Origin of the sequence: Rhodococcus sp. 114MFTsu3.1, from assembly GCF_000383555.1 — a bacterium.
Taxonomy (GTDB): domain Bacteria; phylum Actinomycetota; class Actinomycetes; order Mycobacteriales; family Mycobacteriaceae; genus Rhodococcoides; species Rhodococcoides fascians_E.
On sequence record NZ_KB911545.1, the window covers coordinates 525,293 to 539,589 of the forward strand.

A 14,297-nucleotide genomic window follows, 5' to 3' on the forward strand; every position below is an offset into this window, starting at 1 on the left:
GGAGCCAGCACCCTTTTTGTGGGGTCCGCACACGTGCTCGGACCTGATTCGGCGTGTCAGGTCAGCAAAAAAGGTGCTAGCTCAGGCGAACAGCAGAGTGGGGCGCGGGGAATTTCCGGCACGATCGGCAGCCGCACGGATCAACCGGTCGATGTGCTCCGGCCGGTCGAGATCGGCCCAGGTCAGCCGGACCACCTGCGCTCCGCCTGAACGGATCCGATCCTCGCGGACCTTCTCCTTCCACGCGACATCAGCCGGTGTTTCGCCCGTGGGGACCAGCCGACCGTACTTGACGAACCCGTCGAACTCGATCACGGTGAAAATGCCGTCCAGGTAGAAGTCGACGCGGGCGAAGACACCGTTGCCGTCGGACACTCGAACCTGAAGCCTCGGGGTGTAACCGAGCTGGTGCAGCACCACCCGGCAACGAGATTCGCCGACGCTCTCGGACTTCCCGGTCATGAACTCCGCCACCCGACGAGCCTGTCTATTGTTCGGATGGTGGGCGCACGCGTCGAGCGCCGCAACAACCTCCTTGGGCATCAAATTCTTCGTTCGCGCAGCGAGATCGGCGATGCACACGGCGTCCGCGAACGTCAGCGATCGCGCCACATCGGCAACGGTCCGAGGTAGTGCGGTCACCAGAACCCCGTCGACGACGGCCACGTCCGAAGTGGAGTACGGCGCCCCGTGCACGATGCGATAACCGTTGCGCCGGCCACCGCCGGTCCTGTTCCGCGTGATGTGCACGTACCGAAGATCCGACGCGTTCACATCGAGACCGTGGAAGACCGCAGCCGTCGTGTGGCTCAGTATCGCGTCGCCTGCAGTAGCGGCGTCGAGTACCGCCTCGGCGACGACGCGGTGCTTCTCGGCGGGGGTGAGCGCATCGAAGTCGCGTCTGCTGACGAACCTTCCAGGCCGAAGTCGTCGCCAGGCCTTCGTACGGCAGAAGCGCTGCAACTCAGCGTCGGACACTCCGCGAGTCAGGGCATCGGATCTGGAAACGATTCTCGTCATGACCGAATCGTGGCAACCGCTCCGGCGCGGAACAAGAGCGGTTTCAGAAATGTGGACAACGCCTGGGGCTGTGGATAACTGGGGCGTTCGCGTGCACATTCGCGGAGTGCCGAGGGCGGAGCGTGCTATAGGGACCTGGCACCCCTACTGACGACTCCGCACGCCTGCTCTGAAGTGAACAGGCGTGCGGAGTCGGTAAAAAGGGTGTCAGGTTACTTCTTTCGTCCCGGAACCTTGGTGCCCGGACGGAACCCGAGTCCACCCGGCTTGGCCGGAGGCGGAGTCCTGGTCTCCCCGTTGGATTCCGCTGCACCGTTGGAATCTGCTGCACCGTTGGAATCTGCTGCACCGTTGGACTGCGTGTCGCTGGTCGACGTCTCGGCAGGTTCCTGAGGTTCGCTGTCCTCGGGTTCTGCCGGGGCCTCTGCAGGCGATTCGGCTGGTGCAGGAGTCGCAGCCTTGCCCGGTGTCCGTGCGCCTGGCTTCTTGAAGCCGGACTTCACGGCCAGACCCTTGGGTGCGACCGTCGGCTTGGACTCCTCGACCGGTGCGGAACTGTCGACGTCCGTGCCCTGAGGCTCCGGTGCCGACGTCTCCGACGCAGGTGCTTCAGGTTCCGCAGGCGTTTCGGTCGCGGTGTCCGGGGCTGCAGCAGTCTTGCCCGGCGTTTTCGCGCCTGGCTTCTTGAAGCCCGATTTCACGGCCAGACCCTTGGGCTTGACCGTCGGCAACGACTCCGACGACGCAACAGGTGCCGCCGACTCGGACGCAGCCGATTCGGTAGCTTCCGCTGCCGGCTCGGACGGTGCTGCCTGCTCGGACGGTGCTGTCGCCTCGGACGGTGTAGCAGGCTTGCCGGGTGCCTTGGCGCCGGGCTTCTTGAACCCCGACTTCACGGCGAGACCCTTGGGCTGGACGGTCGGCTTGGACTCCGCTGTTTCCGTTGCGGCTTCGGCCGTCGTGTCCGAAGCTTCAGGCTCCGCTGCGCTTTGGGGCTCCGCAGAGCTTTGGGGCTCTGCTGCCTCGGCGGGCTTGCCCGGTGCCTTTGCGCCCGGCTTCTTGAAGCCGGACTTGACCGCGAGACCCTTGGGCTTGACCGTCGGCGTCGACTCGGATGCTTCGGCAGGTGCCGCTGCATTGTCGTCCGTGTCTGCCGGTGCCGGTGCTGCTGCCTTCGATCCCGGTGCTTTGCCCTTGATCGCGAGGCCCTTGCCACCCGGCTTTGCGCCTCCGGCAATACCGAGCCCCTTGGGCTTGGCCGGAGCATCGGCGCTCGACTGAGTTGCCTCGGTGGCGTCGGGCTTCGCGCTTCCTGGTGCTTTCGCTCCCGGAGCCTTCGCGAGACCTTTCATCTTCAAGCCGCCGGCCTTGGGAGCCGGGGCAGCAGGGGCGGACTTGGCCTCTGCAGGCTCTTCGACGGGTTCGATCCGCTCGGCTTCCTCGACCTCGGCGGCTTCCTCGGACTCCAGCTTCTCCTCTGGAGTGAGCTCACGCGGGATGACTTTGATGTTCTCGCTGAGAACGGACGACTCGACGCGAGTGATCGACTCGAGCATCAGCTGCGCGACGTCGACGACCTCGACACCCTCGTGAGCGCCGCCCTCCTGACGCGCGGTGACACCGTCGGTGAGCATGACGCGGCAGAACGGGCAACCGGTGGCGATCTTCTGTGCTGGTGCCCCGCTCCCGCCCAAGGTCTCCAGCGCTTCGTCGACCCGGTCGATGTTGATGCGCTTGCCGATGTTCTCTTCCATCCACATGCGAGCACCACCGGCACCACAGCACATGGACCGCTCACCGTGACGCGGCATTTCCTTCAGGTTGGAGCCCGACGCGGCCATGAGCTCGCGGGGAGCGTCGTAGACCTTGTTGTGGCGACCCAGGTAGCACGGGTCGTGGTACGTGATGTCCTGGCTGACGGACGCCACCGGGATGAGCTTCTTCTGCCGCACGAGACGGTTGAGGAGCTGGGTGTGGTGCACCACCTCGTAGTCACCGCCGACCTGCGGGTACTCGTTGCCGAGCGCGTTGAAGCAGTGCGCACAGGTGACGACGATCTTGCGCTTCTTCTGCTCGACGCCCTCGAACACACTGTTGAGCGTCTCGATGTTCTGCATCGCGAGCTGCTGGAACAGGAACTCGTTGCCTGCGCGACGAGCGGAGTCGCCGGTGCAGGTCTCGTCCGCTCCGAGCACCATGAACTTCACGCCCGCCGTCGCCAGCAGTTCCGCTACGGCCTTGGTGGTCTTCTTCGCGCGGTCCTCGTAGGCACCTGCGCAGCCGACCCAGAAGAGGTACTCGTAGTCACGGAAGGAATCTGCATCCTGGCCGAACACCGGGATGTCGAAGTCCATCTCGTTGATCCAGTTGAGACGGTCCTTGGAGTTCTGCCCCCAAGGGTTGCCCTTGTTCTCGAGGTTCTTGAACAGTCCTGCCAGCTCGGACGGGAACTCCGATTCGATCAGCACCTGGTAGCGACGCATGTCGATGATGTGGTCGACGTGCTCGATGTCCACGGGGCACTGTTCGACGCAGGCACCACAGGTGGTGCAGCTCCACAGAACCTCGGGATCGATGATGCCGCCCTCGACGGCGTCGGCGACGAGCTTGCGATCCGCCTCGTCGCGGGCAGACTGGGGGATCTTGTCCAACTTCGCCTGATCGGGGTTGCCGTCGGCGTCGACGAGACCGACCTCGTCACCGGCCATGTCCTTCTTGCCGCCGGCGAGGAGGTAGGGAGCCTTCTCGTTTCCGTGATCGCGGAGCGACATGATGAGCAGTTTCGGCGACAACGGCTTGCCGGTGTTCCAGGCGGGGCACTGCGACTGGCAGCGGCCGCACTCGGTGCACGTGGTGAAGTCGAGCCAGCCCTTCCACGTGAAGTCCTCGATCTTGCCCGCACCGAATGCGTCGACGTCGGGGTCGGCGTCCTCCATCACGAGGACCTTGCCGCCGGACATCATGGGCTTGGCGGCACCGAGTGCAACGCCGCCGTCGGCCTCACGCTTGAAGTAGATGTTGGGGAATGCGGTGAAGCGGTGCCACGCGACGCCCCAGTTGATGTTGCGGCCGACGATCAGGAGCCAGATCATGCCGGTCATCAACTTGACGAAGGCGAACACGGAGACCATCTCGGGACTTGCGGGCAGCAGCTTGGCGACCTGCATCGTGAAGAAGTCCGAGTAGGCGTTGGCGTGACCGTAGGTGGCGATCTTGCCGGCCTTGACGAGGATCATGCCGAGACCCTCGAGCAGAACGATGCCCTCGATGACGTACGCGACCTTCATGCGCGAGCCGCTGAAGCGTGACTGACGCTCGGGCTTGCGCGGATGGTTGAGCTGACGGATCACGATGAGGGTGACGATGCCGACGACGGTTCCGATGCCGAGCAGTTCGTCCCACAGATGCCAGGCGAACGTGTTGCCGAAGAGGGGCCAGTGGAACTCGGGGTTGAACGTCTGGCCGTACGCCTCGAACCAGAGCAGGAAGCCACCGAGGAAGCCGACCATGACGAGCCAGTGAGCCCATCCGACCGTTCTGAACTTCGTCATGCGCGTATGCGCGATGAACTCGATCATCATCTGCTTGAAGCGCGGGATGAACGGGCGCAAGCGGGTTTTGTCCGGCTGGCCTTGTGCGATGGCGGCAACCATCTTCCAGATCCCTCGGAAGAAGTAGGCCCAACAGACAAGGCTGAGGAGGAAACCGACCGTGCCCAACGTGATCGTCAGGGCGTTCATGAAGCGGCCTTTCGTTCAGTGGTAGCGGGGCTGTGCTACCTCGGGTCAGCCCGATCAGCCTAAGAGTAGCGGCGCTACCCGCCGGTAACAAGTTTCTTATTACCGGCGGGTAACTTAGGGGCGGCTTAGATGCGGCTGCTGGTGGCCGCGGGTTTTCGCCTACCGGCCGACGGGCTGAACCGGTCAGTAGGGTGTGTTCTGTAGGTCACGTTATGCCTAGCGAAGCAAGGGTCCGCAGAGAAGGCAGCCCTAAGTGCCCCACCGAGGTGCCCCGAAAATTGGGGGCACGAAGATTTGAATTGGCTGAATTGCCCTGTTTTCACTGGTCTCACCGATTTCGGGTCGACATCTTGTGACGGGTGATAACCAATGGGACTCGCACAGGCGCCAAGAGGATAACGTTCGGTCGGAGTTGTGAGATATGCTGCAGCGCGCACCGACTTACTCGCGGATTCAGTCTGGGGTGTATCTGCGTCTGACGGGCTACCTCTGTTCGGTACTGCCAGGCTCGATTGCATAGAAACGGAACAATCTCCACATGAAACTCAGCAAACTGGTCGTTACGGCAGCGTTCGTCGCTTCCGCAATGGGTCTTGCCAGCGGCACTGCCTATGCACAGCCGGCAACCGATGCCCCCGCACCCTCGGAAGAGGGCACCGCAGGCGAGAACATCGGCTTCGAATCCAACCTCGAGGACCGCACGATCGTCACGACGATCGACGCCGGAGTCTTCAAGGTCGCCGACGACGGCAAGACCGTCGACGTTCTCGACTCGACCGACAAGGTCGTCGTCACCCTGCCGCTGTCGTTCAACCTCGGTGGTCTGAACTTCCCGTACGAGCAGAACGTCGACAACGACGGCAAGACCCTGCGTCTCGTCCCGCAGCTGGACCTGACCAAGGCGTCGGCCAACTCCCGCAGCATCGGTGCAACGCCTGTTGCTTCGCCTGACGAGAACCTCAAGGCTCAGCAGACGTTCTCGTCGCAGTTGGGAATCGCGACTGCGATCGGCGGCTTCACCGGCACCGCCATTGGTGCTGTGGTCGGTTGCGTTGCGACACTCGCAGCGGGCTGCATCGGTGGTCTCGTGACTGGCGCAGGCGTCGGTGGTGTAATCGGCACCATCGTTGCCGGTGGACCCACCCTTGTTGTTGCGGGCATCGACCTGATCAACACGCTGAACGCTCCTCCGGGAACCACCAAGTTCGCCAAGTAGGCCTCAGCTCGAACGTAAAGAGCCCGTCACCTGTAATCAGGTGGCGGGCTCTTTCGTATGGACGAGCAATCAGACGAAGACTCCGGGCGAAGTCAGTTTGATCGCTTCGGCTGCGATGGTGAATGCGTAACCGAGGAGATCCAGGCCGACGCCGAGAATGCCGAGCATGAGGGGGCCTTTCGTTGAAGGGGCGAACGTCTATCGGTACTGGTGTACCGAATTTCCGGGTCGATCATACGATGCGGAGTCCCTCCGTGAGAGGTGTCGACGGCCGCGTCGGAGGCGCCGATCCGTGTCATGCGAACGGATGTAGTTTGTAGCTCTCTTTACGAACTCTTGGTACTTTGGAGCGGTGGAAACGGGCATCGCGACGGTTACGGTAGAGGTCTTGTCGAGTGCCGAGCCGATTCTCGACGACTGGGAGGATTTGGCGTCCCGGGCTGGCACAGTGTTCTCGTCCCGACCGAGTTTCGTGCTCAACGTCGCCGGCGCGCTGCGGCTGAACGTCAGGTTCGTCGTCGTGCGTCGCGGTTGCCGTGTGGTTGCTCTGGCTCCCCTCGATACGGTCAGGCGTGGACCGTTCGTCCTGGCGAAGGTCGTCGGCAGCACGTTGGGGGTTCCCCTCGAATTTCTGAGTGATGACGAGGAAGCCTCGGACGTCCTCCTCGGTGCCGTCGCCGACCAGGGGTGGATGCTCACGGGTGACTCGATGATCGCGAACGACCCGACGGTGGTGCGACTGGGGCGGCACGGCGCATGGGACGCCGACGCACTCGTGCGCGAGAGGGTCCCGGTCGTCGTGCTGCGGCCCGGCGACACGGCGTCGAGTATCCGCAGTGCCAAGTCGTTGAAGCGGCTCCGTCAGTATCGATCGAAGATCGAGCGGCAATCCGAGTATCGGGTCGAGCAGATCAGAGATGTCGCCCATCTCGACGCGCGCTGGAACGACATCGTCTCGCTCGCCGCCGATTCCGTCGAAGGGACCGACAAGGTCAACTACCTCGTGGCGCCGCACGGGGAGTTCGCGCGTGACTTTCTTCGGAGCGAAGCTCGGGCCGGCCGGCTGTGCATTGCCGGGCTGGTCGTCGACGGGCGATGGGTGGCGCACGAGATCGGCGTTCGCACGCATCGTCGGATGGAGGGGTGGCTCACCCACTACGACCCGTCGATCGGCAAGCTCCAACCCGGACATCAGTTGATCGAGTGGTTTGCCGACACCCACGACAGGCTCGGCGTCGTGGAACTGGATCAGGGCGTTGGCGTCAACAAGATCAAGAGCGTGTGGGCCAACGCGGGGTACGACGTACTACGGGTGACGGCGGTTCCGAGGGCCTGGTGGCTCTCTGGGTGCATGAAGTCGGCGTTACGCCACCTTCCTTCGATCTTGGCCCGAACCCGCTCGACGCTGCACAGAGCGGCCGAGCGGGCCGGAGATCGATGATCAGCGCGGCGGCGCCGGCAGGAAGTCGATGGCGGTTTGCCACAGCGTCACGAGATACTGCGCGAGATCCAGCCAAATTCCGTTGAATGCAGACACTTTCCGCTCCCCCTGCTACGAAGACGTTGACCGAGGAAGCATACCTTCGGTTCGAAGAAAAGCCCTCGATAGAACCTGAAGTTTGTTCTGCGGACAAAAATGTCGCCGCACCTCGTAGGAGATGCGGCGACAGGTGTGCAGAGACTACGTGACCGGCGAGGTGCGCACGGTTGTTCCGGTTTCCGAGGCGACCTGGTCGATGGGGATGCCGAGGCTTGCTGTGCCGCCGTACTGCGCGAGAGCCAGGTTGGCTTCGGTGCAGTCCGGTGCGCCACCGCTGTTGGAGCCGCTGGTGATACCGAGTGCAAGGGTGCCGGTGACGATGGCGCCGCCGCTGTCGCCCGCGAGAGTGCATGCCGTGCTGGCGAATCCGCGGACAGCTCGGCTGCTGCCGTCTTCCATGTACAGCTGAGTCTCGACACGATCCGCCGCCACGATGCCGCAGGTGAACGACGACGACTGCCCCGACTTGCACACCGGTGCGCCCACCACGGGAGATGCGGTGCCGGTGATGGTGACGGTGCTGCCGTTGGCGCCGCGGACGGTGGGGCGATCCAGCCCGGAGGCGACGCCCTTGTCGTTCAGGTCGATGACGGACCAGTCGAGACCGCTGGCCGATCCGAGGCTGGAACGGTCGAAGCTACCGATTTGGGTGCTGTCGTTGACGTTCGCCGGGTTCGGCAGATAGACCGGCGCACCCCCGGCCCCGGTGTCAGCGTTGGGATTGCAGTGTCCGGCACTGAGATTGACCGGATTGCCCGAGCCGTCGGTGGCGTTGAAGCCGAACGAGCAGACGCTGATGTCCGTCGGCGACGTGCTCTTGATGTCGGACGTGGTGGTGACGTACGTGTCGCCGCCCATCGGCGACGGGTCGACGGGCTTCGGAGCGCCGGGGGACAGAATGACCTTCAGATTGGCAAGCAGCGTCGGCAGATTGAGCGCATTGCCGATCGGGCTGTTGACCACGTCGATGACGATCTGGTTGTCGAGAATGTCGATCGACGTTCCGTTGACCTGGCTGGCGACCTCACGAGGCAGCGACCCGATCCACGCATTCAAGTCGGACAACGACTTCTCGAGGCCGTCCGCGGACACCGGAGCCTTCGCAGTGTCGTACCCGTCCTTCGCCACGGCCTGAGCGGCGGCGTCGGATGTCACGGCGACGACGGCATTGCCGTCGGGACCGATCCAGGCACCCGCGAAATCGGACGGACGAGACGCACGGAAGTCGGACGCATACGTCGACAACTCCTGCGCGCGCGCCGCGCGGTCCAGGTACTCCTGCGGAGAGATCTTCAGGTCACGCACCACAGCGTCGGCCAGTTCGCGAGGAAGCTGATCGGCGGGGCTCTGCACCACGGAGTTGGCGTCACTCACTGGATCCGCCGAAGCGGGAGCCGCGAAGAGACCTATGGACAGAAACGCCGTCGAACAAAGCACTGCGGCGCGCAGTGCCCCCGTGTTACGCATGAAGTCCCTTCATCGGGTGCTGAGCATCAGCGACCCACCATAGGGCATGACGCCGACTATCACGGGAACCTGCAGGTCGGACGCCTGCCGACGCTGGTTTGAATCAGTTCCGTGGTGCTTCGCGCAAGGGCGTCGAGTCGTCGCTCGGTAGGTGCCCGGAGGGTGTTTCCTCATCGGTGTCCTCGGGATCGCCTTCGACGGGCTCGGTGTCCCCGTCGACAGGGTCGTCCGTGCCCAGCTCCGGCTCGGTTGGAGGTTCTTCCGTCGGAGACTCTTCGGTGCTGGTGGGAGGAGGTGTTTCGGCGACCGGGACGGTGCGTGGAAGTTCCGGGGTGGTGGTCTCGCTCGTCGGAGCGGGCTCGGTGGGGATGTATTCGACGCTCGGTGCGGGGATCTCCGGTACGTCGGACGCGATGGGTACGACTGTCGGAAAGGGCACTGTGGCGCGCGGCGCGGGTGTGGTCGACGGCGATGCAGCGACCGGTGCGCTTTCGATCTCCGGCAGGGCCGGGGCCGACGAATCTTGCAGCACCAGTGCGGTGACGGCTCCGCCGAGGGTCAGGACGCCGGCGAGCGCGACTGCGGCGAGCACCGGTGTTCGGGCCCAGAGGGGTCGAGTACTGCGCGCGACGACGATCCGTTCCGTCACTGCATCGACCGGATACTCCGACGCGATCGCTGCTGCGCCGCGTGCTGCGGCGACGCCCGAGTCCGAGCCGGCCCAGGTGGACTGACTCGACTCCGCCCAGGCCGTCAATGCTTCGGATTCTGCGACGAGTGCAACGTGGGCGAGGTCGTACCGGTTCATCGCCATGCGGACGGCCGAGACGCGCTCGGCTGTCCAGGTGGCAGGGAAGGTCGCGGCGGCGGCAACCGACGCCATGTCCGCACCGATGGACTGGGACACCTCGGCGAGGAGGCAGCGGAGAGTCATTGCGACGAGGTCGCCTGCCTCGTATCCGGAAGGAACCTCGTCTGCGACGTAGTCGGTGAACACGGCCGCATCGGGGTCGTCGGTTCCGCCGAGCGATGCGGATCCGTCGGCGTGGATGTAGAGGACAGTGTTGTGCAGGGACGCGATGTGCAGCGACGGGCTTGCGCTGTAGGGGTGCGAGACGGCAGCGATCGACCGCTGATCGTCGATGTACAGCCCGACGTCCGGAATCCCACCGTCCACCGAGTTGTCACCGTCTGCCACGTGCCGGTTCACCATCGCCTGCGCTTTCCTGGTCTGCTCCGAGCAGGCGCACGACGCACCGGCTCACTGACCTGGATGTCGCATTCGGGGGTCCCGAAGTTACAGATCGGCCGATCCGGCGCCGTACCCGAGTGCACGCAGCATGGACAGCAACTCGGACCGGGATCCGGCGCCCAGCCGACGCCGGATACGTGCCACGTGATGCTCGACGGTTTTCGCCGATATGTAGAGGCGCGCACCCGCCTCGCGGTAGGTGACGCCCAGGACCAGGAGTTCGGCCACTTCGGCTTCCCGCGCGCTGAGCGAACCTTTGGGCTCCGCGGTCTCGTCCGTCGTGGGTGCTGCGGTGGGCAACCTGAGGGAGCGAGCGGTCTGGAGCAGCGACGTCGCGACGCGGGTGTCCGCCACGCGCAACGCTGCCTCGCTGGCGAGTCGGGCACCGTCCCACGACAGTCCGAACCGGGTCAGCGACTGCGCGGCGGCTTCCACGTCGGCGACGTTCGGGTTTCCCTGCAGTACCCCGAGCCACGCGCGTCCGGCCCCGGCCAGCGCGGCGGCGTACCGGTTGGACTCAGCGGCCTGGGCGAGTGCGCGGGCGTGCGGGACGAGATCGGCGGGATGCTCGGCCAGGATCGCGGCCTGGACGCCGTACCAGTGCAGCGACGACGACCACGCGTGGGGCTCGTGCAGGTCGGCGATCACCGCGTCGGCCTGCGCGGTCAGATGCGCGACGCGTTCCGGCTGTCCCACGCGGACGGCCGCCAGAAGCAGCTCCCCGACGGGGAGGAACGACAGAAGATCCACCGAGTACGACGCGACGACGTCCAAGGCCTCGTCCCATGCGGTCAGCAGTGCTCCGGTGTCACCGGATCGCCTGGCCAGGCCGACGCGAAGACCTGCTTCGAAGAGTCGGTTTCGGTTATGAGACAGCGGGATTCGAACCGAGTCGAGGTGCGCCTGCGCGTCTGCGGTGTCGCCCGCGAGCATCGATGTCCACGCGCGCAGGAGAACGAGCCTCGCTCGGTGTGGATGCGCCGCAGGATATGCGTCGACGGCCCGGCGGGCGGTGGCGTCGGCGCGCGCGAGATCACCGGTGTGCAGCGCGAAGAGTACGGCGACGGCCGCTGCGGAATCGGGACTCGCGCGACGAGTCGTGCCCGAAAACATGGCGGTCGCCTGCAGGAGTGTGCTTGTTGCGAGCGATACTTCGGGCGTCGACGTCGCTCGGATGGACTGCCGGATGCCTTCGGCGAGGAGCGTCGCCCGAGCCCCGGCCGCAGTCGGTGGACCGGCGGCGTCGGACGCTGCGAGCGACTCGGCGGCCGCTGAATTACCGGCGACGAGGGCAGCTGCGATCGCCAGATCCGCGTCGACGCCCGTCCTCTGCGGCCCGAGCCAGGTGTAGAGCTGGGCAGCGCGGGTCAGCATTCCGCGCTCGGCCGCGACGGCCGCCGACACCCGCACGGCGACACGGAGGGCTGCGATGTCGATCGAATCGTGTTGCCCGAGTGCCGCGTCGGCCAGCTCCTCGGCCGTGTCCAGATCGCCGAGCAGGAAGCAGTTCTCGGCCTGCGCCGGTGCGACGCTCACGGGATCGGCTCCCGCGGTCACGGCACGCTCGTACAGACGCACCGCGTGTTCCGGAGTGGCCGCCGAGGCGGCAGCTGTCAGGTACGTCGCGAGCTCGGGGTGTCGGATCCCACTGTGTGACAGAGTCACTGCGGTATCGAGATCGAGAGTGTCGGTTTTGCAGCGGTATTCGAGCAACTCGGTCGCCGTCGACTGCATCCGTCGCGTCCCGACGACGGTCTGCAGCGCGCGATCCACCTCCGGCAGCGATTCCAGCGTCGACGACAACAAACCAGCGGCGACGGCGTCCTCCGTCGCCGACCCGGCATCGGCTCCGGTGCCGACCAGCTCGGTCACGACCTCCGGATCCGACCCACCGCCGAAGTGCGCCAACAGAACAACCGTCTGCGCGGACTCCGACAGGGAGCGCAGGGCCTCGACCCGGTCCTCGAACACGGCGTCGGACACTGCCCGGGTGACCGCAACATCGGCCTCGGCCCGGGTGGCGGCGTCGAGTGCCACGTCGACCGACCTCGGGCAACCACCGGTGAGCGTCGTGATCGCGGCGGCCAGCACCGCGGACACCGGACGGCCCCTCGACGCGGCCAGCGCCGCGACGTCGGACTTCGTCAGCGCAGCGTGCACGGAATCAGTTTTGTCCGGTCAGGCCACCGAGGACGCCGCCGAGACCGTCGACGGTCCCACCGACTACGCCGCCGACACCGTTGCCGAGGTCGCTGACAGCCCCGCCGACTCCGTTGCCCACGTCACCGAGAGTGGGGCCGTTGTAGGTGGGGCGCGACGGGAGTTGCGGGCTCGGGACATTCACGCTCGGCGCGGTCACGTCGGGAACCGTCACGACCGGTGCGGTGGGTGCTGTGCCGGCCGGAGGGACGGTGCCCCCGGCGACGGGTGCGGCGGGGTTCTGCGCGGCGTTCGGGTCGGCGACGACGGTGCCGTCGGGTGCGATGATCGTGCCCGGTGCGGGAACGAGTGTTCCGTCGGCTGCGACGGTCGGTGCGGGAAGGCCGTTCTGGGTGGTTGCGGCCGAGTCCATGCCCTGGCCGGTGTCGGCGACGACGGCGGCCGTCGTGCCGGGGGCAGTCGTACTCGTCGTTCCCGCGGTGTTCTCCGAGACGGTCTCGGCCGGCTTGTCGTCGGACGTCAATGCCGTGCCGACGGACAGGCCGCCGCCGGCGATGACGACGAGAGCGGCGACAGCGGCGACGACGATGCCTGCCTTCTTCCGGCCGGACATCCCGGCGGGCTCCGCCGATGCCGATGCCGGAGCCGACGTCGGGGCCGGGCGTGGGGCGGGGCGGGTGGCGTCGGCGAGCATCGATGCAGGGGGCGCGGGCGGTGCGTCGGCGACGACGGCTGCGGAGATCTCGGCTGCGATGATCGCGCCGCCGATGGCGGGGATGCGGCCGGGGTGCGGACCGGTGACGACCGGGACGCGCAGTTCCGACGAGATCAGCTCGGCGACAAGGGGAATGCTGGAGCTTCCGCCGGTCAGGAGGACCTGGGTGACGTCGCCGACGTCGAGGCCGGTGGTGTGCAGGGTCTCGCGGATCAGCTCGACGGAATCGAGGATGGGCCGTCGGATCAGATCTTCGAGTTCGTCTCGGACAAGCCGTGTTTCGCTGCGCAGGCCGGGGAGGTCGACGGTCAGCGTGGTCGCGGTCTCGTAGGACAGTCGCTCCTTCGCTTCGCTGCAGCGTGCGCGCAGTTCGACGAGGGCGCCGACGGTGTCCGGATCGAACGCGTCGAACTCGAAATCGCGACTGCTGGAGACGGTGTCGAGGACGTACTGGGTGACGATGTGGTCGAACTGCGAGCCGCCGAAGTCCTGCGAGTGGACGCCGGTTCCGATGACACCTGCGTCGAGCCCGGTACGCATGAGCGTGATACCGAGCGAGGTGGCGCCGAGGTCGTAGATGACGGTCAGGCCCTCGCCCTGCTGCCCGCGTGAGCCTTCGAGCCAGCGCATCGCGGCGAAGGACTCGGGGACAAGGGTGGTGTCGGGGAGGCCGACACGATCGAGCGCTTCACGCAGCACATCCGAGGTGTAGCCGGTCCACCGGTCCGGGTGAGCGACGACGATCGTCGCATCGGAACCAGCTGCGTGAGAAAGCTCGGAGACGAGGACGTGGGTGGCCGTCGCGAACAGGTCCTCGGCGGCGTAGGAATTGCCCTCTTCGTCGATCAGGGGGACGGGGTCTCCCACCCGGTCCGCGAACCCGGTGACGAGGTGTCGCTGCTGCCGGTCGGCGAGGGCCGCCAGATCGGGGGAGGAGTCGGGACGAAGATCGAGGGCGGTCCGACGCTCGACGGTCGGCATGGCCTCGTCGGTGGCGAAATCACGCGGTGCGTACGGGTCGTGAGACGCGTCGAGGGTGGCCACCGAGGTGACCGTTCCGATCCGAATACCGATCCCTGCGCTCATCATCATCTCCGACTTCGTAATAGGCAGCGACACCCGTCGACGCTGCTGGTGATGTCGACAGCATCGCATCTTTCGTTACGTCTCACAGCTGGTGGCGGGCC

The 14,297-nt window shown here is 65.8% G+C and carries 8 protein-coding genes; 2 read left to right on the top strand and 6 right to left on the bottom strand.

Annotated elements, in window-relative coordinates:
- Positions 1–81 precede the first annotated feature (81 nt).
- Together H292_RS0105475 and H292_RS0105480 are read right to left on the bottom strand one after the other, a co-directional pair.
- On the bottom strand, positions 82–1,020 hold the full coding sequence (locus tag H292_RS0105475; RefSeq protein WP_020110755.1) for a hypothetical protein: 939 nt from the start codon (positions 1,018–1,020) through the stop codon (positions 82–84).
- Positions 1,021–1,232: 212 nt separating this feature from the next.
- Positions 1,233–4,760, bottom strand: a complete 3,528-nt coding sequence (locus H292_RS0105480) for a (Fe-S)-binding protein (RefSeq protein ID WP_020110756.1) — start codon at positions 4,758–4,760, stop codon at positions 1,233–1,235.
- Positions 4,761–5,298: 538 nt separating this feature from the next.
- Here H292_RS0105480 and H292_RS0105485 point away from each other — a divergent pair.
- On the top strand, positions 5,299–5,976 hold the full coding sequence (locus tag H292_RS0105485; RefSeq protein WP_020110757.1) for a hypothetical protein: 678 nt from the start codon (positions 5,299–5,301) through the stop codon (positions 5,974–5,976).
- Between the two features lie 388 nt (positions 5,977–6,364).
- Positions 6,365–7,417, top strand: coding sequence for a GNAT family N-acetyltransferase (locus H292_RS0105495; RefSeq protein WP_155949765.1), 1,053 nt, complete (start codon positions 6,365–6,367; stop codon positions 7,415–7,417).
- Positions 7,418–7,657: 240 nt separating this feature from the next.
- Here the strand turns inward: H292_RS0105495 and H292_RS0105505 are convergent, their stop codons facing one another.
- The 4 genes from H292_RS0105505 to H292_RS0105520 all read right to left on the bottom strand — a co-directional run bounded on the left by H292_RS0105505 (position 7,658) and on the right by H292_RS0105520 (position 14,196).
- The gene (locus H292_RS0105505; protein WP_027498628.1) at positions 7,658–8,983 is read right to left on the bottom strand and encodes a S1 family peptidase; all 1,326 of its coding nucleotides are present in this window, start codon (positions 8,981–8,983) and stop codon (positions 7,658–7,660) included.
- A gap of 103 nt (positions 8,984–9,086) precedes the next feature.
- Positions 9,087–10,181 (bottom strand): hypothetical protein, encoded by a 1,095-nt coding sequence (locus H292_RS0105510; protein ID WP_196806155.1) that lies wholly within the window; start codon positions 10,179–10,181, stop codon positions 9,087–9,089.
- 99 nt (positions 10,182–10,280) lie between these two features.
- Positions 10,281–12,395: a LuxR C-terminal-related transcriptional regulator gene (locus H292_RS0105515; protein WP_020110762.1), complete on the bottom strand. Its 2,115-nt coding sequence runs from the start codon at positions 12,393–12,395 to the stop codon at positions 10,281–10,283.
- A 4-nt stretch (positions 12,396–12,399) separates the two neighbouring features.
- Positions 12,400–14,196 (bottom strand): Hsp70 family protein, encoded by a 1,797-nt coding sequence (locus H292_RS0105520; protein ID WP_231383767.1) that lies wholly within the window; start codon positions 14,194–14,196, stop codon positions 12,400–12,402.
- Positions 14,197–14,297: the final 101 nt, after the last annotated feature.

Bases quoted from the DNA above. Each gene is read 5' to 3' on its own strand.
- H292_RS0105475 (WP_020110755.1), bottom strand. From the start codon at position 1,020: ATGACGAGAATCGTTTCCAGATCCGATGCCCTGACTCGCGGAGTGTCC.
- H292_RS0105480 (WP_020110756.1), bottom strand. From the start codon at position 4,760: ATGAACGCCCTGACGATCACGTTGGGCACGGTCGGTTTCCTCCTCAGC.
- H292_RS0105485 (WP_020110757.1), top strand. From the start codon at position 5,299: ATGAAACTCAGCAAACTGGTCGTTACGGCAGCGTTCGTCGCTTCCGCA.
- H292_RS0105505 (WP_027498628.1), bottom strand. From the start codon at position 8,983: ATGCGTAACACGGGGGCACTGCGCGCCGCAGTGCTTTGTTCGACGGCG.
- H292_RS0105520 (WP_231383767.1), bottom strand. From the start codon at position 14,196: ATGAGCGCAGGGATCGGTATTCGGATCGGAACGGTCACCTCGGTGGCC.